The organism is Pseudomonas sp. GV085 (genome assembly GCF_003050925.1).
In the GTDB taxonomy this organism is placed as follows: Bacteria; Pseudomonadota; Gammaproteobacteria; order Pseudomonadales; family Pseudomonadaceae; genus Aquipseudomonas.
Window position 1 is genome coordinate 448,149 of record NZ_QAOV01000001.1, and the last position, 14,755, is coordinate 462,903.

General features: G+C 59.9%; 13 protein-coding genes and 1 pseudogene. 6 read left to right on the plus strand and 8 right to left on the minus strand.

Going from position 1 to position 14,755, the window contains the following annotated elements:
• Positions 1-19: 19 nt before the first annotated feature.
• Complete coding sequence (locus C8K63_RS02095) at positions 20-325, minus strand: PepSY domain-containing protein (protein WP_108215173.1); 306 nt, start codon at positions 323-325, stop codon at positions 20-22.
• Positions 326-531: 206 nt separating this feature from the next.
• Positions 532-1,662, minus strand: a complete 1,131-nt coding sequence (locus tag C8K63_RS02100) for a glycerophosphodiester phosphodiesterase (RefSeq protein ID WP_108215174.1) — start codon at positions 1,660-1,662, stop codon at positions 532-534.
• A gap of 210 nt (positions 1,663-1,872) precedes the next feature.
• On the opposite strand from C8K63_RS02100, the gene C8K63_RS02105 reads away from it, so the two are divergent.
• Positions 1,873-2,199, plus strand: coding sequence for a DUF2025 family protein (locus C8K63_RS02105; RefSeq protein ID WP_108215175.1), 327 nt, complete (start codon positions 1,873-1,875; stop codon positions 2,197-2,199).
• A gap of 167 nt (positions 2,200-2,366) precedes the next feature.
• Here C8K63_RS02105 and C8K63_RS02110 read toward each other — a convergent pair whose 3' ends face one another.
• Positions 2,367-3,104 carry a CTP synthase gene (locus tag C8K63_RS02110; RefSeq protein WP_108215176.1) on the minus strand — a complete coding sequence of 246 codons (738 nt, stop codon included), beginning with the start codon at positions 3,102-3,104 and terminating at the stop codon, positions 2,367-2,369.
• Between the two features lie 15 nt (positions 3,105-3,119).
• Here C8K63_RS02110 and C8K63_RS02115 point away from each other — a divergent pair, with 15 nt between their 5' ends.
• Positions 3,120-4,061 carry a LysR family transcriptional regulator gene (locus tag C8K63_RS02115; protein WP_108215177.1) on the plus strand — a complete coding sequence of 314 codons (942 nt, stop codon included), beginning with the start codon at positions 3,120-3,122 and terminating at the stop codon, positions 4,059-4,061.
• Positions 4,062-4,067: 6 nt separating this feature from the next.
• Here C8K63_RS02115 and C8K63_RS02120 read toward each other — a convergent pair whose 3' ends face one another.
• Together C8K63_RS02120 and C8K63_RS02125 are read right to left on the minus strand one after the other, a co-directional pair.
• Positions 4,068-4,598: a DUF1003 domain-containing protein gene (locus tag C8K63_RS02120; RefSeq protein ID WP_108215178.1), complete on the minus strand. Its 531-nt coding sequence runs from the start codon at positions 4,596-4,598 to the stop codon at positions 4,068-4,070.
• A gap of 124 nt (positions 4,599-4,722) precedes the next feature.
• Complete coding sequence (locus C8K63_RS02125) at positions 4,723-5,334, minus strand: TetR/AcrR family transcriptional regulator (RefSeq protein WP_108215179.1); 612 nt, start codon at positions 5,332-5,334, stop codon at positions 4,723-4,725.
• Positions 5,335-5,549: 215 nt separating this feature from the next.
• On the opposite strand from C8K63_RS02125, the gene C8K63_RS02130 reads away from it, so the two are divergent.
• Complete coding sequence (locus C8K63_RS02130) at positions 5,550-6,605, plus strand: MBL fold metallo-hydrolase (RefSeq protein ID WP_108215180.1); 1,056 nt, start codon at positions 5,550-5,552, stop codon at positions 6,603-6,605.
• Between the two features lie 23 nt (positions 6,606-6,628).
• On the opposite strand, the gene C8K63_RS02135 is transcribed toward C8K63_RS02130, so the two are convergent.
• The 3 genes from C8K63_RS02135 to C8K63_RS02150 all read right to left on the minus strand — a co-directional run bounded on the left by C8K63_RS02135 (position 6,629) and on the right by C8K63_RS02150 (position 8,559).
• Positions 6,629-6,949: a helix-turn-helix domain-containing protein gene (locus C8K63_RS02135; RefSeq protein WP_108215181.1), complete on the minus strand. Its 321-nt coding sequence runs from the start codon at positions 6,947-6,949 to the stop codon at positions 6,629-6,631.
• 207 nt (positions 6,950-7,156) lie between these two features.
• The gene (locus tag C8K63_RS02145) at positions 7,157-7,474 is read right to left on the minus strand and encodes a hypothetical protein (RefSeq protein WP_108215182.1); all 318 of its coding nucleotides are present in this window, start codon (positions 7,472-7,474) and stop codon (positions 7,157-7,159) included.
• Positions 7,475-7,593: 119 nt separating this feature from the next.
• Positions 7,594-8,559 carry a hypothetical protein gene (locus tag C8K63_RS02150; RefSeq protein WP_108215183.1) on the minus strand — a complete coding sequence of 322 codons (966 nt, stop codon included), beginning with the start codon at positions 8,557-8,559 and terminating at the stop codon, positions 7,594-7,596.
• Between the two features lie 311 nt (positions 8,560-8,870).
• On the opposite strand from C8K63_RS02150, the gene C8K63_RS02155 reads away from it, so the two are divergent.
• The 3 genes and pseudogenes from C8K63_RS02155 to C8K63_RS02165 form a co-directional block, all read left to right on the plus strand.
• Positions 8,871-10,637, plus strand: a complete 1,767-nt coding sequence (locus C8K63_RS02155; protein ID WP_108215184.1) for a SulP family inorganic anion transporter — start codon at positions 8,871-8,873, stop codon at positions 10,635-10,637.
• Positions 10,638-10,810: 173 nt separating this feature from the next.
• The gene (locus C8K63_RS02160; RefSeq protein ID WP_108215185.1) at positions 10,811-14,314 is read left to right on the plus strand and encodes an alkaline phosphatase family protein; all 3,504 of its coding nucleotides are present in this window, start codon (positions 10,811-10,813) and stop codon (positions 14,312-14,314) included.
• A 41-nt stretch (positions 14,315-14,355) separates the two neighbouring features.
• A pseudogene (locus tag C8K63_RS02165) lies at positions 14,356-14,671 on the plus strand (DNA adenine methylase); the annotation flags it as partial.
• Positions 14,672-14,755 lie beyond the last annotated feature (84 nt).

Sequence of the window (14,755 nt, forward strand, 5' to 3'; positions counted from 1 at the left end):
GCTTTTGTGCGTTTCGGGATCAGGTGTCCTGTTTGTTCTTCAGGACCTTGCCGTTGGAGGCATCGATGTCCACATCCCACTCGACGTTCTTGGCATCACGCAGTTCGACTTCGTACTCGTAACCGTTGAAGTAGTTGTCCAGTTCGGTTTTGGTGATCGTTGCACCCGGGTGCAGATCCAGCGCGATCCTGTTCAGATCTTCCAGCGACTTGATCTTGCCGTCCTTGACCAGCTGCGGGATCTCATCGACCCGTACATCGGCCTGGGCCAGGCCCGCGGCAAAGGTCAGGGTTGCAGCGGTCAACAAAGCAGTCAGGGTCTTCATGGGCTTCTTTCCTTGGGTGATCCGTTCAAGTGAGATCAGGTTAGTGTGTGTAACTTAATCCACCCTTAAATCCCTCTGCATGTCCTGCATCAATCCCTGTGGGAGCGAGCCTGCTCGCGAAAGCGGAGGGGCAGTCAACGTTGATGTTGCGGCTGATGGCCCTTTCGCGAGCAAGCTCGCTCCTACAGGTTTTGTGCAATAGCGCGTCAATAGCCGTTGTTCTGTAGCACCTGCGCCACGCTCGCCGCCGGGCGTTTATAGAACTTCAACAACTCGCTGGCGCGATTGGTGAAAATACCGTCAACCCCGGCTTCCATGACTTTCTGGAAGTCCACCGCTTCGTCGATGGTGTACACGTGCACCAGCAGGCCCTGATCGTGGGTGTACTGGTTCATCCACGGTTGCACCAGATCCGAATAACTCTGGTCGCCACCCTGGGTCAGTGCGGCAGACGGGCCGGTGCCGATGGCGCCCTGGGCCTTGGCGTAGTCGACCCAACGCTGGAATTCGGCTTTGTCCTTCGGTTCCTGTGCGGCGTAGTACGCGGCCTTGTCCTTGGTGCCGGACTCGGCAAATGTCACCTTGGACTTGGGCTCGATACTGCCTTCACCGACCCACAACAGCAGGATCTTCGGCACCTTCGGCATTTCCTTTTGCAGCAGTTCGAGGCTGCTCTTCTCGAAGGTCTGCAGGACCACCTTGCCTTTGCCCTGGCCGACCGCCAGCTCGCTTTTCGCCAGTTTCGAACCGGTCGGGCTCAGCCAGCCGCGGTCCTGAAGTTTTTCCTTGAGGTCGTGTTCAATGCCGGGAAACTGCTTGGGCTCCTTGGTCTCGATGTACAGGCCGGGCTTGTGCAGGGAGTTGCCCTCGGCGATGTCGATGATTTCATCGAGGGTCAGAATCTTCAGGCCCGCGAAGGCGGGACGTGCGCGGTCCGGGTACGCGGCATTGAACCAACTGCCCGCATCCAGGGTTTTCAGCTCGGCCATGGTGAACGCATTGGCGGGGCTGTCCTTGCGCTCGGGGAATTTGCTGGCAACGTCGGTGGTGCGTTGCAGATTGTTGTCGTGCAGGGCAAACAGCACGCCATCCTTGCTGCGTTGCAGATCCAGTTCCAGGTAGTCGGCGCCCAGGTCGCGGGCCGTCTTGTAGGCGGCGGCGGTGGATTCCGGTGCATCGAACGACGCGCCACGGTGGGCGATCACCGCAGGATGCGGAATGCCCAAGCGGGTCGCCAGTGCCGCAGGACCGGGTTCGCTGGCGGCTTGTGCGTGACCGACGCCGAGGCCGAGCAGCAGGCTCAGTAACAGGGCGCTTCTAGTAAAGGTTGCGGGCATGGTCGAGATCCTTTCGCAATGAGGGTGCGTCCCTTTTAACAACTGATCATTGCAGGCGCTATAGCAAGACCGACACAAACCTGTCCAAAGCTGATGTTCGTCAGCGCTTTTGTGCGCCCGCTTGCAGTACGCTGGGGCCCTGCAATTTCCCCGGCAGAGGGAAACGCAGGCCCTGCGTGCAAACCAACGATCACCATTGCGGGGTTTACCATGCGCATCACTTCCCAGCTCATCTGCCAGGCTGCCGACCAACTCAAAGGCTTCGTCGGCCTCAACCGCAAGACCGGCCACTACATCGTGCGTTTCAGCGAAGACTCGTTCGGCATGGACGTGGCGGACGACGGCATTATCCCGACCAGCGAATTTGTCTGGGCCACTGGTCCCGGGCAAACCATGACGCTCAAGCGTGAGTTGATTCAGTTGCTGCTGGACCAGAACATCGATGACCGGATCAACATCACCGAGCCGTTGCGGGTGTACATGAACCGGCGGGACGTACCGGAGATTTCGGCGGTTCGCAGTCTGGTTCGGGGGTGAGTTTTTGCGGTGATTTGGCTGGCGCCATCGCGAGCAGGCTCGCTCCCACAGGTTTTTGTGTTGGGAATATGTCTTGCGTACACCCACGCCCCCTGTGGGAGCGAGCCTGCTCGCGATGGCGGCCTGAAGAGCTCTGAATCAGTTACTGATTGAACCCGTAAGCCCGCTCAACCCTGCGCACTTGCGTATGACACCGCGCATACCGACCGCCCCGCACAGGCTGCGACAAAGGCGCCAACCAACGGCGGCAAGACGCCCTTGAGCGCCGCCCGCTCGGGCTGGAACAAGGTCGCGACAAAGAACGGATGGCCGCTGAGTTCGACCGCCCGCAGTCCGTGTTCCGAGTCGTGGCCGACGGCGTGCAGTTCGCGCTTGAGCAGCTCCCCTTCGAACTGCGGATTCACACCATAACGACAGCGATAGCCTTCACGAATCTCGGCGCTTTCGTACGCCTGGGCAATCAACGAGCCTTCATGTAAATGAATGGTATCGACGGCCTCCACCAGTGAGCACGTCAGCGGTGTCAGCAGCGCCCGTATTGCATCGGGTGAAGTCTCGCCGTGTTCGGCATCCGACCAGCCTAGTACGTTGCGCGCATATTCCAGCACCGCGTGTTGAAAACCACCGCAGGTGCCGAGGAAAGGTCGCCGTTGTTCGCGGGCAAAACGGATCGCTGTTAATGCGCCATCCGTGCTGCGGTAAGGGCTAGCCGGCACACACCAGAAACCGTCGAATGTGTGCAGTGGTGTCTCGGCGTGGATTTCATCGGTGGCGAGCCAGTGCCATTGCAGGTTCAGGCCCGTGTGTTCGGCGGTCATTTCGAGGGCCACAGGAATGGCCTGGTGGGCGGTGACGTGTGGGTCGTAGTCGCCGATCAGGGCGATGCGAATCGGGCGGTTTTCCATGCGGGGCCTCTGCACTTGTTGATTGCTGGTGCCCACTATAGATTGGCGTTCACGCACTCAATATTGGCATTTTCCCAAGTGATCAATGCAGCGACGCACTATCGACTGGATTACCCGGACCTGAGCCTGATTCTCGCGCTGGTACGCGGCGGCTCTCTGGCTCGGGCTGCGCAATTGCTGAAGGTGGATGTCTCGACGGTGTTTCGAGCGGTGCGCCGGCTGGAGGCTGCACTGGGTCAGCAATTGTTCGAAAAAAGCCGCGCCGGTTACCTGCCCACCACCCTGGCGCAGTCGCTGGCTGAACAGGCCGAGCGCGCCGAGCAGGCGCTGGAGGCGGCGCGCATCGGTGTGGAGCAGGGCGGTGAAGTGATCAGCGGCATCGTGCGCCTGACCTGTACCGATTCGGTCCTGCAAGGTTTGCTGTTGCCGGCGCTGGCGCAGTTCATGCCGAACTATCCGGCGCTGACCCTCGAACTCAGCACGTCCAATGATTTTGCCAATCTCAGCCGTCGGGATGCCGATATCGCCCTGCGCCTGACCCGCACGCCTCCGGAGCATCTGGTAGGACGGCGGCTGGCGGATATTGTCTACCGGGTGTGCGCCAGCGAGCGATATCTGCAATCGGTCAACACCACCGACCTGGCCGCATTGACCTGGATCGCTCCGGATGACTTCCTGCCCGATCACCCGACCGTTGCCTGGCGTCGCCAGGCCTTGCCGGGCGTAACGCCGGGCTATCGTTGCAACAGCATGCTGTCGGTGACCGAGCTGGTCAGGGCGGGGCTGGGTATAGCGGCACTGCCGGACTTTTTGATTGGCGACGGATTACAGCCGCTGAGCGAACCGTTGCACGGATACGACACCGCACTGTGGCTGCTGACCCGTCCCGACTGCCGCGCCTTGCGCTCGGTGGTCACCTTGTTCGATGAGTTGGGGCGGGCGCTGAAACTGCCGTGAAACCGTTCAGGTTCTTGGCTCATCCTTGCGCACCAGGTGCTGATGCATTTCCGTGGTCAGGCTATCGATGCGCTCGGTGAGAGCCTTGGTCATCTCCGTGAGGCGAGTGTTCTGCTCAAGCAGCTCCAGCAGTTGTGCAGAGTTTTTCGCGGCCTCTGCCTGTCGCTCACTGTTGGCGGTCGCCAGTGCTTCGCGGTGCTGCGCATCGGCATCGGATTTGGCTTTGTCCCGCGCGGCCTGACGCGTCTGGGCCAACAGAATCAATGGCGCGGCATAGGCCGATTGCAGGCTGAATGCCAGGTTGAGCAGGATGAACGGGTACGCATCGAAGTGGGTGAACCCGGATAAGTTAAGGCACACCCAGATCACCACGATCAGCGTTTGTGCGCCGAGAAAAGTCGGTGTGCCGAAGAACCGCGCAAAGGCTTCGGCGCGCAGGGCAAACTTGTCATTGCCAAAGGTTGGCGCGAGGTGGGCATGAGGGCGATGAAAACGCAGGTGATCGACGTGGGCGGCGGTTTCGTGTTTGGTGGTCATGATGCTCTCTGTATGGCGCTGGGACTGAGGCTCACTATAGTCTCAGCGCCGGTTTCATTCTGAAACACATGCGCCGTTCAACTCAGAGCCATCAAAGGTTCGACGGCGCCGTCGACATTGTCATTTATTGCACCTGATAGCAGGCCAGAAACATGTCCAGCGCGGACTCGGCCACCCGGTGTTGTTCTTCGGCTGACAAGCCGGGTTGCCCCATGGAAATCTGTGGCCAGAATGCAAAGGACTTGAGCAGGCCATGGACCTGTTGAGCGGCGAATTCGGGAGCCACGACCTTCAATCGGCCATCCGCTTGAGCGGCCCGAATCCACACCGTCAGCCCCTCTTCGCGTTCACCCATTCGGGCCACCATGTCCTGCGCCCGCTCAGGGGAATGAATCGTCGCCGCTATCGCCACCCGTGCCAGGTCGAGAAAATTGTCATCGCCCAACATTTGCAGCTTGGCCATCAGCAACACGCGCAGTTGATCGCGCAGCGGCAGATCGGAACGGTAGGCCGTTTCCTGTTCCGCCGTCACCCGGATCCATAACTGATTGAGGATCTCGGCGAACAACTCTTCCTTGCTGGGAAAGTGGTTGTACACCGTGCGCTTCGACACGCCGGCAGTGGCAGCAATCTTGTCCATGCTGGTGATCTCGAAACCGTTGTCACGGAATTCGTTGATCGCAGCTTGAATGATCGCTTGGCGTTTTCGGTCGGTGAGGCGCTGTGGAGCTGTCATAAGTACGCTTCGGCAGGAAGAAGGGGGGAATTACACTCAGCAGTTTACTTGTCATCGACTTTGATGCAACCTAGAAACTACACTGTGCAGTGTAATGTTTTGTTAACCCTGCCCAGCAAAAATAGAAAGTCCGGCTGATGCGTGCGTGCCTTGGCCATTTATCGTCCCAAAGCGGAAAATCGCGTCATGCGCGGTTTTTCTGGAGTCATTCAGTCATGGCCAATTCAAACTCCCCGGCGGACAACGCCTCCACACCTGAAGCGTCCCGACAGGCTCAAGGGCAGTATCAAAACTTCACGCCGGTGCAACGTTTAAGCTTTGGCAAAACCATGGGCATCCTGTGGAACGCGCTGTTCCACAAACCGCAAAACACCCGCCCGAGCGCGCCCGTCCCGGTACAAGCCCTGACTCAAGCCGCGTTGATCGCAGCGCCCAACAACAGCGTCTATCGCCTGGGCCACTCCACGGTGTTGCTCAAGCTGCGCGACAAGTTCTGGATCACCGACCCGGTCTTCGCCGAGCGCGCCTCGCCCGTGCAGTGGGCCGGCCCCAAGCGTTTCCACCAGCCACCGATCAGCCTGGAAGAATTGCCACCGATCGAAGCGGTGATCCTGTCCCACGATCACTATGACCACCTGGATCATGCGGCCGTGCTCAAGCTCGCGAACAAGACCAAATATTTCCTTACCCCGCTGGGCGTAGGCGACACCCTGATCAAATGGGGCATCGACGCCAGCAAAATCCGCCAGCTGGATTGGTGGCAAGGCACGGAAGTCGATGGCATCCAGTTCATCGCCACCCCGTCGCAGCACTTTTCCGGTCGTGGCCTGTTCGACAGCAACAGCACCCTCTGGGCCTCGTGGGTGATGATCGACGGCGACTCACGCATCTTCTTCAGCGGCGACAGCGGCTACTTCGACGGCTTCAAACGCATCGGCGAACAGTACGGCCCATTCGACCTGACTCTGATGGAAACCGGTGCCTACAACGTCGACTGGCCGCACGTGCACATGCAACCCGAACAAACCCTGCAAGCCCACCTCGACCTCAAGGGCCGCTGGCTACTGCCCATCCACAACGGCACATTCGACCTGTCGATGCACGCCTGGTACGAACCCTTCGACCGTATCCTGGCCCTGGCCTGGGAACGCAACGTATCGATCACCACACCGCAGATGGGCGAGGCGTTCAACCTGATGCATCCGCAGCGTGGTGGGGCGTGGTGGCTGGCGGTGGAAGGGGAGAGTGAGCGGGTGGTGCAGAACGCGTAGAGAAATTAGCTGAGTTGTAGACCTCAGCTAAAAACCACGTCAATTCGGCCTTCTTTGCGTGAGCGCGGGGCCGACTTGATCACGATTTGTACATCACGCCCGAGAAGTAACAGGCATTCCATCATCTTGGCTTCACTGATCCCACGAAATTTTCCGCGCAGCATTTCAGATAGCTTGGGCTGTGACAGACCTAAAATTTCGGATGCCTGAACCTGGGTCAAATGGCGAGCCTTGATGATGTCGCCAATTTTTGCGGCCAACTGGGATTTGACTCGCATTTCATTGGCGTTGGGTGTCCCGAGGTCTTCGTAGACGTTGCCACTGCTTTCTTCGATTTCAATCATGTCAATTCCTTTCGCATAAACGGGCCCTTCTGTAGGAGCGAGCTTGCTCGCGAAGCACTCAAGGACACCGCGTTTATCCAGGATTTGCGCGTTATCGTTAACGACCATCGCGAGCAAGCTCGCTCCTACAAAAAACGATGCCAGCACCGCCTTTTGATTTATGCGAAATATACCAATATAGGAATAATCGTCAATCAATGAGTTGGCTCACTCCACCATCGCAAAATCCGCCCGCCCAACCGGATTCGGCGTCGACCCCTTCACATTCATCCCCCGACCCGGCGCAAACCCGGGGAAGAACACCAACCCTTCGGCTTCAAGCCGATAGGCCAACGCCAGGCGCGTGACATCCCGCACCTCCTGTCGCGCCTCGAAGCGTTGAATGGCCTCCACCGAGACGCTGGACTCCCGCGACAGCTCTTGCACACTCCAGCCCAGCATCGCTCGGGCCTGGGCGCAGTGGGCCGGGGTGAATTGGAAGAGGGCGATACGTTCCAGGGTGATTTTCATCGCTTGAGAGGCCATGGTGTTCTCCGGGCTCGAGAGTGTTGGTCAAAATATACTGTGTTTTTGTACAGTTGTTTTGAGCCCGGATCAAACGCATTTTTTGATTTTTCTTTTCAGGCAGACGAACGGCGCTGTGCTTATTTGCCCGCCAACCCCGGCGCTTCCCGCACGATAAAATGATCCAGGTTTTCAATATTGGCGCTGAACACTCTGAACGACTGCTCGGGGTTTTTCTTGCTCGGCACCTGCTTCAGCTCAGGCGTCACCCCATAAAAGAAGCAATACAACTCCTGCCCGCTCTCGATGGCGTGTTTGATCTCTTCCAGGAATGCCTTGCGCTTGCGGTAGCTGTCGATGAGCTTTTTGCTCAGGTAGACATTGACCGAGTACGGCTTCTTCTCGAACCAGACCTTCTTCTCGAAGTCGATGCGAAAGCTTTGGGTGTAGTCCTTGATCTCCTTGACCTTGCCCCAGTAAATCAGCCCCTTGTTGTCTTGCAGGTATTCGATCTTCTTGAAAAACGACGCGTAAGGCGCGGTGTGCTCGCCAATCTTCAGCGGCACGCGCTTGAGCAAATCCTTGTCGTCAAAGTTTGAAACGAAACATTCCACCGGATGGGCGAAGACGCTGGTCTTGTCCGGGGCCGACTCCCTGCTTGGTTGCTCGACGTTGCTGGCCACCTTGGGTGCCATCGGCTCATCTCGAGCCCCATCCGCAATCACCACCGGGATGGACGACTTACGCACATACTCCCGCCGAGTCAGTAACAATTCCGACGGGAAATGTTCCTCGCGACTGTCATCCGTTTCCGCCTCATCCACACCCGACGCCGGCGTCTTCAAGCTGACATAAGGGCAACCCTCGACATGCCGCGTACTTGGCAAGTTCTTGAAGTGCGGCGTGCGCACGTAATTCACGTTCTTCGCGTTGAACGTGCCCAGCTCATTGGCCGTATCGAACGCAAGGCGACAGGCATCGTTGGGGCACTGGAAGTGTTCCCTGGCGGAATCGAAATCCATCGTCTCGTCGAAATTCAGGTCCCGAACGTCGTAGATCGACAACTTGTCGTTGAGGCTGAGGCAGTAGGCGAGGTCGAATTTCATGTCGGCTTCCAGGTCCTTTAGGTGACCAGCTTCCAGCGATGGCGCATTCGAAGCAATAGCTACACTCAGATCACTTCGATATCGCCAAGCCTGCACAGTCCATCAAGAAGGTAAATGATCACTGTAGGAGCGAGCTTGCTCGCGATGGTCGTTAACGATATCGCGTGTTTACTGACTTAACGCGGCGCTCTTGAGTCCATCGCGAGCAAGCTCGCTCCTACAGACAGACAGACAGACAGACAGACAGACAGACAGACAGACAGACAGACAGAATTTTTAAATGAACAGCATTACATCAACGAGGGCGGTTAATGAGCCATTCAGATGCTTCGCCGCCCGTTTCGGAGCCGGGCCGGATAGCCCGCCGGGATGAACAGAGCGGTTGGCGCCGCTGGCTGCCGGGGCTGGGTATGCTGCGCGAGTACCAATTGGCATGGTTGCGTTACGACATCGTGGCCGGCCTGGTGCTGACCACGATGCTGGTGCCCGTCGGTATCGCCTATGCGGTGGCTTCTGGCGTGCCGGGCATTTATGGCCTCTACGCGACCATCGTTCCGCTACTGTTTTATGCCTTGTTCGGCCCCAGCCGAATTCTGGTGATGGGGCCGGACTCTTCCCTGGTGGCCGTCATCCTTGCCGTCATCCTTCCACTCTCCGGCGGCGACCCGCAGCGTGCCGTCGCCCTGGCGGGGATGATGGCGATCGTCTCGGGAGCGGTGTGTATCCTGGCCGGTATGGCGCGTCTGGGGTTTATCACCGAGCTGTTGTCCAAACCGATCCGCTACGGTTACATGAACGGCATCGCCCTGACCGTATTGATCAGCCAATTGCCCAAGCTGTTCGGTTTTTCGATTGAGTCCAACGGTCCATTGAGAGACCTGTGGGCCATTGCCTCAGCGGTGATGGAGGGGAAGGTCAACTGGACCACCTTGATGGTGGGCGGGCTCACCCTGGCGGTGATTCTGCTGCTCAAAAGGTGGCCGAGGTTGCCGGGCATCCTGATCGCCGTGGTAGGCGCGACGGTCGCCGTGGGTGTACTCGACCTTGCGACACGCGCCGGTGTGTCGGTGCTCGGTTCGCTCCCGCAAGGCTTGCCCGGGTTCGCCATCCCCTGGATAACCACTGCCGATATGGTCCCGGTGTTGATCGGCGGTTGCGCCGTCGCACTCGTCTCGTTCGCCGACACCAGCGTGCTCTCCCGTGTCTATGCGGCGCGGACCCGCACCTACGTCAACCCGAATCAGGAAATGGTGGGTCTGGGCATCGCCAACCTGGCGGCCGGATTTTTTCAGGGTTTCCCGATCAGCAGCAGTTCGTCGCGTACGCCCGTGGCCGAGGCCGCCGGAGCCAAAACCCAGATGACCGGCGTCGTCGGCGCACTGACGGTTGCCTTGTTGCTGCTGGTGGCGCCGGACCTGTTGCAACATTTACCGTCCAGCGCCCTGGCGGCGGTGGTGATCGCCTCGGCCATTGGCCTGATCGAGATCACCGACCTGCGCCGGATCTATCGCATCCAGCGCTGGGAATGCTGGCTATCGATTGTCTGTACGGTCGGCGTGACCGTGTTCGGCGCGATCGAGGGCATCGGCCTGGCCATCGTGATTGCCGTCATTGAATTCCTCTGGGATGGCTGGCGCCCATACTCCGCGGTATTGGGCCGTGCCGATGGGGTCAAGGGCTACCACGACATCAAACGCTACCCCGACGCGCGGCTGATCCCCGGCCTGGTCCTGTTTCGCTGGGATGCGCCCTTGTTTTTCGCCAACGCCGAACTGTTCAGCGACCGAGTGCTGGACGCCGTGGCGGCATCGCCCACGCCCGTGCGCTGGCTGGTGGTCGCCGCAGAACCGGTCACCAGCGTCGACGTGACCTCCGCCGACATGCTGGCCGAACTGGACGACACCCTGCACGCGGCGGGTATCGAGTTATGCATTGCCGAGATGAAGGACCCGGTCAAGGACAAACTCAAGCGGTTTGGGTTGTTTGCGCGTTTGGGTGAAACGGCGTTTTTTCCAACGGTCGGGGCGGCTGTGGATAGCTATGTTGCGATGTATTCGGTGGATTGGGTGAAAGGATAGGTGCTCCCGTCATTGGACAAGCCCCCATCGCCTGACTAGCGTTGTCTGGCAGATCGAATCGCCGCATGCCTCATGGGCAAGTGCCGGACCAAACGGACTCTCCAGCCATCCAAGCCTTGATTGCCGTGAAACCCGAGAGGTTGAAATCGAGACTTCACAGCAAGGAGCGAACCATGCCGAACAACTGGCCCGCCGGGATTGAGCACGTTGTCGTGCTGATGATGGAAAACCGGTCATTCGATCATCTGCTGGGGGATTACACCCGCATCAACCCCGCGTGTAACGGCATCGACCGTAATAAACCGAGCACCAATGCGCTGAAGCTGGCCAATGGTAATTCGACGGTGATCACCCAGGCATCGGAGTTCCCGGAAAACTACAGCCTGTGGGCGCCGCCACCCCCTCTACCTCCGGCGCTACCGCCGGGCAACAGTGAGGGTTTCGACCTTGGCCACGAGTTCGTCAACGTAGAGAAACAACTGGGTGTCTCCTTCAAGACCAGCCCGGCCAACCCTACGCTCGCCGGTTTCGCCCAGGATGCCTACGACAAGGCCCGCACCGACCTGAAGGTCTACAAGACCTGGTCGCAATCCATGGCCCAACGGGCGATGAACTACATCCCGTTCGGTGCTACACCAGCGGAGGATACGTTGCCGGCGATTCATGGATTGGCACGCAATTTCACTGTGTGTGATCGCTGGTTTTCCTCAGTGCCAGGCCCGACCTGGCCGAACCGCTTTTTTGCCATGCTCGGCAGTTGCAATGGTCATCTGCTGATGCCCTCCACCGGCACGGTGCTGGCCGGCATCAAAAGCCTGATCGCACAGTTTGGCGGCGAGAGTATTTTTTCGCTGCTGCGCAACAACGGCCACGACGCGCGCATTTATTCCGACGGCGCCGTTCCGCTGGCGGCGCTGGTCAAGGGTGGTTTGCAGCACCTGAGCATCGACGATTTCAAGTCAGACGTCGCCGGTAACAAGCTCCCAGAGCTGTCGTGGATCGAGCCGAGCTATGGCCTGCTCAACGGCAAGCTCGGGCCCAACGTGTCGCACCATCCGCCTGAAGACCTGCGCTTCGGCGATCAGTTTGTCGGTGAGGTGTTCAACGCCTTGTCGGCCAACACCGCTGTCTGGAACAAAACCCTGTTCGTGCTGCTGTACGACGAACATGGCGGTTTCCATGACCACGTGGTGCCGCCGACTTGCGTGGCGTCCGGTTCAACGGTCGATGTCCCCTGGAAAAATCCCTTCACCCGACTCGGTGTGCGTGTTCCGGCGATCCTGGCTTCGCCGTGGCTCAAGCCGGGCTTGATCCCCTGGACGGGCGATGTCCAGGCGCAGCACTACGATCACACCAGTTTGCTGGCGTTTCTTTGTGATCATTTCAAATTGCCCCGCAGTGCCCTCGGCCCGCGGGTGGTCGCCGCGCAGCACTTCGGCAATGCGCCCATCTGGCGCACTGCACCGGGCGTAACGGCTGCGCCAAAGTTGGCGGCCACCGTGGTGCCGAGTCGCGCCGGGTTGCCATTGATCGAGTCCGAACTGGCGACCCAGAGTCGGCAGGTGGTGGACAGCGCCACCGGTTACCTCGACGGCCTCGATCCAGAGCAGATCTGGAAGCGCAGCGCCCAATGGGTCAGCGGTTTTCTCGGCAACCGTAGCCGCGCCCTGGCTGATCCGGGTCAGGCGGCACTCACGCCGGCCGCGCCCAGTTCGGACAGCCTGGAGGCGAAACTGCGGCGCCTGCAGGATTTGATGGTCACCGCCCAAGGGCAAACGGTGCCTCCGGTGGCGGCGCCGGCCAGCAAAGCCTTGGCAGAACCGGGAGCGGAAGTCGCGCGAACACGGCTGCGCGTCCTGTGCCTGCCGGGTGTGGGGTTTACGCCGGCCAGCCAGGGGCAGGGCGGCATCGATGGGAACTGGCAGGAACAATGGCGCACCTTGATCCGCACTCAACTGGCACAGAACGGCCGCCCCATCGATGACCAGGACATCGACTTTCTGTCCTTCGATGAGCAACTCAAGGAGGGGCCGGACTTCGCCCAGATCACCCGAGGCCTGGCGATGCTGAGGGCCGACGCCAGGGGCAAGGCCGATGAGAATTTCGGCAGTTGGGGCCTGCCGGTCAACCAGATGTTGCGCACCACGGTGGGCGCCATCGTGCAATGGATCGAAGACGCCGAGTTGCGCACGGAGTTGACTCAACATCTGCTGGCGAAGATTGACGCGTTCAATCCGCAGATCATCTTCGCCCAAGGCCTGGGCAGCCTGATCGGCTACGACGCCCTGCGCCGTTCGGTGGCGAAAAAGGGGGCGGCGCTCAAGCGCATCGATGGCCGAGTGTTCGTCAGCTTCGGCTCACCGATCGCCCTGCCGCTGGTGATGCGCGAAGTGTGGGGCGGGCGAGTCCTGCGCCTGAGCGAAAACGGTCGAGGCATCCGTCGCTGGTTCCACCTGCACAACCCTGACGACGGCTTGCTGACCCGGCCGATCACCTCGCCGGATTCAGCGCGGGTCGACTTGCAAACCGAATTCAGCGTGCCATTGCGCGATGACCTGCTCGACCTCAATCACGCCGCCCAGGCCTACCTGTCGTCAGCCACCAGCCAGACCGGCCTGTGGCCGCAACTGGCCCGCGACGTGGTGGCAGCGCGGGCGCTGGAGGTGCCGGCGTTCCTGTCCCGCAGCGGCCAACGCAAACGCCGCGCCCTGGTGGTCGGCATCAACGATTACCCCGACCCGAGCGCACGCCTCGACGGCTGCATCAACGACACCTACCTGATCAGCCGCATGCTCCAGGAAAGCGGCTACGACGCCGGCGACATCCGTTTGCTGCACGACGCCCGAGCGACCCGGGCCAACTTCGTCGAACGCCTCGAATGGCTGGTGGAAGGCGCCCGCGCCGGCGACGAGCGCGTGTTGTTCTACTCCGGCCACGGCACCCAACTGCCGGTCTACAGCAGCAGCGGCGAAGCCGATTGCATGGACGAAACCCTGGTACTCCACGACTTCGACTGGGACAACGAAAGCACCCACTTCACCGACAAATTGTTCCGCCAGTTCTACAGCCACCTACCATTCGACCCGGACGGCCACGGCGCCAAACTCACCGTCATGTTCGACTGCTGCTACGCCGGCGGCATGACCCGCGGCAACGGCCGCGTGCGCGGCATCACCCCACCCAGCGACATCCGCCACCGCATGCTGCGCTGGGACCCCTACGCCGGCGACTGGGACCGCCGCGTCTACGCCGTCGACACCGACCGCCGCGACTTCAGCGAACAAGACCACACAACCCGCGGCCTCACCCGCACCCGCACCACCCAAGGCGCCGCCACCGGCCTGCGCCCCGAGAAAAAAACCCAACTGCTGCGCCAAGGCAAACTCTACGGCCACCACGGCCCCTACATGCCCCTGATGCTCTATGCCGCTAGGGAGAACGAAAAAGCCAGCGAATATGTGGCGGGTTCCAACCACTACGGCGCCTTCACCTACGCCCTGGTTGAGCAACTGCGCAAATTGCATCAGGAGGATGCGACGTTGGGGTTTGATCAGTTGATTGAGCGGGTGGGGAGTGTGTTGAGTGCGAGGTCGTTGGGGCAGACGCCGGAGGTTGTTGGGCCGAGTGGGGTGAGGGCGGCGGTGTGTCCGTGGCGGATTAGTGGGTTGGGGAGGTGATCTCGTTACCGCAATCACAGCGAAAGAAAAGGGCCGCGGGACAATCTGCGCGATTCTTCTACCTGCAGCACCATGTCTTTACAGGCAAAGTGACCGGGCAGACGTTCGGCGCCACCACCACCGGCGCGGCCATAAACCTGCTGCGGATCCAGGAAAACCTCTCAGCAGCCTGGCAGCGTTTGTCCGGCACCTAGGTCGAGCAACTGCCTTGGCTGGACTGTGCGGAACGCTACAACCGCGCCCATACCTTCCACTACATGGATCCGCCGTACTGGCAGACCGCCCGTTATGGTGTTGACTTTCCATTTTATAACTACGGGCACATGGCATGATTTCATGCGTCACCGTAAGGGAAAGTGGTATATCAAGCACATGTTAAAGTAGCTTAAGTATATGCTGAAAACGAACGGCCACATAGAAAAAAATTAATGTGGCCTCCGT